The sequence below is a fragment of the Limosilactobacillus sp. DJ3M12 genome, from assembly GCF_947381695.1.
In the GTDB taxonomy this organism is placed as follows: Bacteria; Bacillota; Bacilli; order Lactobacillales; family Lactobacillaceae; genus Limosilactobacillus; species Limosilactobacillus kinnaridis.
Genome location: NZ_CANCWY010000039.1, coordinates 1 through 5,322 on the forward strand (window position 1 = coordinate 1; position 5,322 = coordinate 5,322).

Genomic DNA, 5,322 nt, shown 5'->3' on the forward strand with positions numbered 1-5,322 from the left:
TATACTGAATGCTGATTTCTATCTAATTCTATTGTTATCACCACATTTTATAGATATATACTAAATATATCATAGAATAAAAGAAAAAGCACTAACGTACTTTAAGAGAGCGATTCATCCCCTACTTATAGAAGTGGGGGATGAATCGCAAATTTATGGATAAAATAATTTAATTACAAAGCGAACCAAATACGGATAGTTTTTAATCGATACTGCTATATTTATCGGGAACTTGTTTTCGTGCCCACTTTCCTAATAAGATGTCACAAAAGACTGTTATCGCTGTCCCAAGCAAATATAGGTAATCGGTATACGTTAAGAATAAGCCAAGAGTAAGACAGATAAGGGTAGTTTTATAGCGAGTAGTTAATGGAATCTTTTGCAATTTAGGACTCAATGCGCCTACTAACATTCCCGAAAGCATCAATTCGATAAAAACAATGAAAATTCAATAAGCTTTATTCTGTTGAAAAGCAAATAGTAAAGTATAGATAATGACATAATTCTTGATCGCTCCGAGCCAAATACGAAATAGTTTAAAAGGTTGTCCCAGAATATTTCGTAGTTCAAGGATAATCCCAATAATTGCTAGCACGATTAGGGCCTAGCCAAAATCAGAAATTTGACCCGTCTTCTTAAAGAAACTAATAATAAAAACCACGGTAAGCACAGCGATGGCAGGAAAAGCCGTTTTTAAATTAAAAGAGAATTTTAAATCCAATGGTGTCTTATCTCGTTTAACAACAACGTAAGCGTAAATAACTTCCAAGCCCAGGAAAAAAGTATAAAAAACAAAACCGACAACTAACGGCAGCTTCATCAGTAAAATCCCGAGGGCGATCAGTCCGATAATTACACTAAAGCCCGCGATAACATTTACTCGCTTCAAATCAATCCCGGAAATTTCCTTATTGGGATCGCCGAGCAATTTTAATCCTGTCACGCCAAAACCGATCAAGATCGCCGCCAAGCTAGCAAGCCACTCAAAGCGAAAATAAATTCCAATAGAAGCAAGGGTTCCCCCAAATAAAAGCAATAACCGAACAAAACTTAGTAACACCAGACCAAGAAGCTAAATTTAGGCGTCCATCGAGAATAAAGGGCATTACTTTTTCAACGGTGTAAACAAAAATAAACGACCAAACAAATGTGATTATATTTGCATGGGCAATGATAGAGAATGCAAATAGCAACGTTGGAAATAGAATATAGCTTCGAGCAACAAATTCATGGTTAATTGCTAAAATTTCCTTCATAAGCAACCTCCGATCACTTTGCCTTTTATTTTTAGTAAACCACATCCCCTTATAAAAGAAAAAAGAATAGGACTCCTAACATGATTTTTAATGCTAGAAGTCCTATTAGCTTTTTATTTAGCAAACATCTTAAATTCTAAAAATAAATCATTGTATTCACCTAAAACGCGTAATGGCAAATCACGATATACTTGCAAATGCTTCATCGTTGTTTCAGGAGGATAAAAAGCTTTGTCATTAGTAACTTTCTTAGGTAATTCTTTTTTAGCCGCTTTATTTGGTGTCGCGTATCCAACGTATTGAGCATTTTGAGCCGCATTTTGGGGATCTAACATAAAGTTAATAAATTCGTAAGCTGCCTTTTTATTACGTGCTGCTTTAGGAATCACCATGTTATCAAACCATATATTGCTTCCTTCGCTTGGCACAACATAGTGAAGGTGCGGATTAATATTTATCATTTCGCGCGCGTCACCAGAATAGGTCACACCCACGGCTGCTTCATTTTGCTCCATGTACATCTTCATCTCATCAGCAATAATCGCTTTTACATTGGGCGTCAACTGCTTTAAATGGGCCTGCGCAAGCTTCAATTGATGGTAGTTAGTCGTATTAACAGAATGATGCTGGGTAATAAGGGCAACCGCAAACACATCCCGCGCACTATCAATCAGCATGACATTATTCTTTAAGCGCGGATTCCAAAGTTGTTCCCAATGCTGGACGTCTTTGCCATTTACTTTTTGATCATTATAGATAATACCTAACGTTCCCCAAAAGTATGGTACAGAATAACGATTGTCGGGGTCAAAAGAACGATTTAAAAATTGCGGATCAATATACTTAAGGTTAGGTAATTTCTGATGGCTAAGAGGTGCAATTAAATGCTCCTTTTTCATCCGTTGAACAGTGTATTCACTCGGCACAACGACATCATAATTAGTCCCGCCTTGCCGAATCTTGGTTAACATTGATTCGTTGCTATCAAAGGTTTCATAATCTACATGATAGCCAGTTTGATGTTCAAATTTCGTTATCAATGCTGGATCAATATAGTCTCCCCAATTGTAAATTGTCAGAGTTTGTTTTCCACCACCAGTTTTTTGCTGGTTGAAAGCAACATCCCCAAGCGCTAGCAAAATACAAATAACGACAATTGCGAGGAATGCAGTAAATATCTTTTTCATTGTGCATCCCCCTCTTTAACAGCCACAATCCGTGTCCGTCGACCGCCCCGTTTACTAATAAGGTAATAGCCAATTACTAACAGAAGCGAAACAATAAACATCAACGTAGAGAGGGCATTGATTTCAAGGTTAATTCCTTGCCGCGCCCGCGAATATATTTCCACCGATAATGTCGAGAAGCCATTTCCAGTAACAAAGAAGGTCACAGCAAAGTCATCAAGTGAATACGTAAAAGCCATAAAATAGCCCGCAAAAATACCCGGGGCAATTGACGGCAGTACTACCCGAGAAAGAACTTGCCAGCGACTGGCCCCTAAATCATAGGCAGCATCTACTAATGTTGGGGACATTTCATTTAATTTTGGCAACACCATTAAAACAACAATTGGAATACAAAAGGCAATATGGCTTAAGAGGACTGAGACAAAGCCTAGTCTTACCCCCAGCATGGTGAAAAAGATTAAAAAGCTTGCCCCAATAATTACATCAGGCGAGACCATTAAAACATTATTCAAAGATAACAAACTATTCTTCCACGGGCGCCGTGCATCCTTAATTGCCAAGGCTCCTAATGTTCCGATAATCGTTGCTAATAGTGACGCCAAAAATGCTACTAACAAGGTATTAATAACAATGGTAATCATTCGCGTATCCGCAAGCAAATCCGCATAGTGTTGCCAAGAAAAGCCATGGTATTTTTCCATTGTTTGTCCGCTGCTAAAGGAAAAAACAACTAGATACAAAATTGGCGCATATAAGATCACAAAAACTAATGCCAGGTACGCTTTTCCCCATGACCATCGCTGCTTTTTCATTAATGGCGTCCTCCTTTCTGTTTCTTATCACCAGTCATAAACATAATAATAAACATTGCGATAATCAGCACGACCCCAATCGTTGAACCCATTCCCCAATTTTGCGTTGTGAGGAAATGTTCTTCAATCGCAGTCCCTAAAGTAATTACACGATTTCCACCAATCAAACGGGTAATCATAAAGAGGGAGAGCGATGGGATGAAGACCGCTTGAATTCCAGCTTTTACGCCCGGCATAGAAAGCGGCCAAATCACCCGACGAAAGGTTTGCCAATGAGTAGCACCCAAGTCATAGCTAGCATTTATTAGTGACGGGTTTATTTCAGCCAGGTTATTGAAAATCGGTAACACCATAAACGGGATTTCAATATAAGCAGCCACAAACATAAAACTGGTATCCGTGAACAAAAGCTGATGACTCCCAAGGCCCATAAACTGGAGGAAACCGTTAATTGTCCCTGTTCGACTAAACAAGCCAATAAACGCATAAGTCTTCAATAATAAGTTGATCCATGTTGGCAAAATCACCAGCAATAGCCAAAACTGCTTATTAGGCAATCTATTCAAAACATAAGCTGTCGGATAACTAATCACCAATGTCACAAGGGTAATCAAAAAGGCATACCAGACAGAGTTAAGCGTCATCTTAAGATAAACACCCGATGTCAGGTATTCAGCATAGTTATTAAGGGTCAGCTGACCATTGATATTAAAAAATGATTGATAAAAGATCAATACCAATGGCGCAATCACAAATAGGATAATCCACAATGCATATGGGACGATAAACATCGCTTTTTGCCGCATTAGTCCCCCTCCTCGTAGCTATCAAGGCGAGCATCAAAGTCTTCTTCGCTTTCGTTATACCGCATAACGTGAATATCTTCGGGATCAAATGTAATCCCTACTTTAGCCCCGACCTTTGTTTTATGAATAGAATTAATCTTCCACTTATGGTTACGTTGGTCAATCACCGTAATTTGATAATCAACGCCACGGAAAAGCTGCGTTTCAACAGTGCCGACTAATTTTCCTTTCTCAACCGTCGTAATGTCAAGATCTTCTGGTCGGATGACAACTTCAACCTTTTCGTTTGGTTTCATCCCCGCGTCGACACAATCAAAGTCTTGACCATTGATTGAAACTACATAGTCTTTTTTCATAATGCCTGGGACAATATTACTTTCACCGATAAAATCAGCTACAAAATGGTTAAGCGGTTCATCGTAAATATCAACAGGGGTCCCACTCTGCTGAATCTTACCATCATTAATAATCATAATCTGGTCACTCATCGCTAATGCTTCTTCTTGGTCATGGGTAACAAAGATAAATGTAATCCCTAGCCGCCGTTGCAATTGCCGTAATTCAGTCTGCATTTGAACTCGTAACTTATGGTCCAACGCAGACAAGGCTTCATCCAACAATAGTACTTTCGGCTTATTAACTATTGCCCGGGCAATGGCAACTCGCTGTCTTTGCCCACCAGACATCGCGGTAATTTCCCGATCATCATAGCCATCTAATTGAACCAGGTGCAAAGCTTCTTTTACGCGTTGTTTAATTTCTGCTTTTTTGACACCCTTAATTTGTAATCCAAAGGCAACGTTTTCTGCCACATTCATATGAGGGAAAAGGGCGTAATCTTGAAAGACGGTATTGACTTGCCGTTGATTGGCTGGAATATCATTGATTTGCTTTCCATCAAAATAAATTTTTCCACTACTAGGATGATCAAAACCAGCAATTAAGCGCAAAATCGTTGTCTTTCCTGATCCCGATGGTCCTAATAAGGTATAGAATTTACCGGCCTCAATTTCAAAGCTTATATCACGCAACACAACGTTATCATCATACTGTTTGCTTACATGCTGAAATTCCATTATGTTTTTTACCATCAACGTTTCCCCAATCATCATTTTTTAAACTAAGTCTTAGTATAAAGTATACGCCTTAAATCGCAACACTGTTTATCCTAAGCAAATTATTTTGAACTACTCCCACTTAGCTAAACCTACGGTTTAATGCTTGAAGTGGGAGATTCTGGAAACATCGCATACTTACC

Annotated in this window: 7 protein-coding genes; all 7 read right to left on the bottom strand. The window is 38.7% G+C overall.

From position 1 onward, the window contains the following. Positions 1 to 202: 202 nt before the first annotated feature. The 7 genes from QOS06_RS10305 to QOS06_RS10335 all read right to left on the bottom strand — a co-directional run bounded on the left by QOS06_RS10305 (position 203) and on the right by QOS06_RS10335 (position 5,155). Positions 203 to 412 carry a hypothetical protein gene (locus tag QOS06_RS10305; RefSeq protein WP_143826678.1) on the bottom strand — a complete coding sequence of 70 codons (210 nt, stop codon included), beginning with the start codon at positions 410 to 412 and terminating at the stop codon, positions 203 to 205. Between the two features lie 192 nt (positions 413 to 604). Further along, on the bottom strand, positions 605 to 970 hold the full coding sequence (locus QOS06_RS10310; protein ID WP_003670055.1) for a hypothetical protein: 366 nt from the start codon (positions 968 to 970) through the stop codon (positions 605 to 607). Positions 971 to 983: 13 nt separating this feature from the next. Further along, positions 984 to 1,256 carry a hypothetical protein gene (locus QOS06_RS10315; RefSeq protein ID WP_229397214.1) on the bottom strand — a complete coding sequence of 91 codons (273 nt, stop codon included), beginning with the start codon at positions 1,254 to 1,256 and terminating at the stop codon, positions 984 to 986. 113 nt (positions 1,257 to 1,369) lie between these two features. Beyond that, positions 1,370 to 2,443, bottom strand: a complete 1,074-nt coding sequence (locus QOS06_RS10320) for an ABC transporter substrate-binding protein (RefSeq protein WP_003670052.1) — start codon at positions 2,441 to 2,443, stop codon at positions 1,370 to 1,372. Then, positions 2,440 to 3,258: an ABC transporter permease gene (locus QOS06_RS10325; RefSeq protein ID WP_003670050.1), complete on the bottom strand. Its 819-nt coding sequence runs from the start codon at positions 3,256 to 3,258 to the stop codon at positions 2,440 to 2,442. Before QOS06_RS10325 ends, QOS06_RS10320 begins: the two co-directional genes overlap by 4 nt. Continuing rightward, a complete protein-coding gene (locus tag QOS06_RS10330; protein WP_003670048.1) occupies positions 3,258 to 4,064 on the bottom strand; it encodes an ABC transporter permease in 807 nt (268 codons plus the stop codon). The genes QOS06_RS10325 and QOS06_RS10330 overlap by 1 nt, the downstream gene beginning before the upstream one ends. Beyond that, positions 4,064 to 5,155 carry an ABC transporter ATP-binding protein gene (locus tag QOS06_RS10335; protein ID WP_003664847.1) on the bottom strand — a complete coding sequence of 364 codons (1,092 nt, stop codon included), beginning with the start codon at positions 5,153 to 5,155 and terminating at the stop codon, positions 4,064 to 4,066. The genes QOS06_RS10330 and QOS06_RS10335 overlap by 1 nt, the downstream gene beginning before the upstream one ends. Between the last annotated feature and the right edge of the window lie 167 nt (positions 5,156 to 5,322).

Coding starts and splice junctions, on each gene's coding strand:
- QOS06_RS10305 (WP_143826678.1), bottom strand. CDS start 412: ATGTTAGTAGGCGCATTGAGTCCTAAATTGCAAAAGATTCCATTAACT.
- QOS06_RS10315 (WP_229397214.1), bottom strand. CDS start 1,256: ATGAAGGAAATTTTAGCAATTAACCATGAATTTGTTGCTCGAAGCTAT.
- QOS06_RS10320 (WP_003670052.1), bottom strand. CDS start 2,443: ATGAAAAAGATATTTACTGCATTCCTCGCAATTGTCGTTATTTGTATT.
- QOS06_RS10325 (WP_003670050.1), bottom strand. CDS start 3,258: ATGAAAAAGCAGCGATGGTCATGGGGAAAAGCGTACCTGGCATTAGTT.
- QOS06_RS10330 (WP_003670048.1), bottom strand. CDS start 4,064: ATGCGGCAAAAAGCGATGTTTATCGTCCCATATGCATTGTGGATTATC.
- QOS06_RS10335 (WP_003664847.1), bottom strand. CDS start 5,155: ATGGTAAAAAACATAATGGAATTTCAGCATGTAAGCAAACAGTATGAT.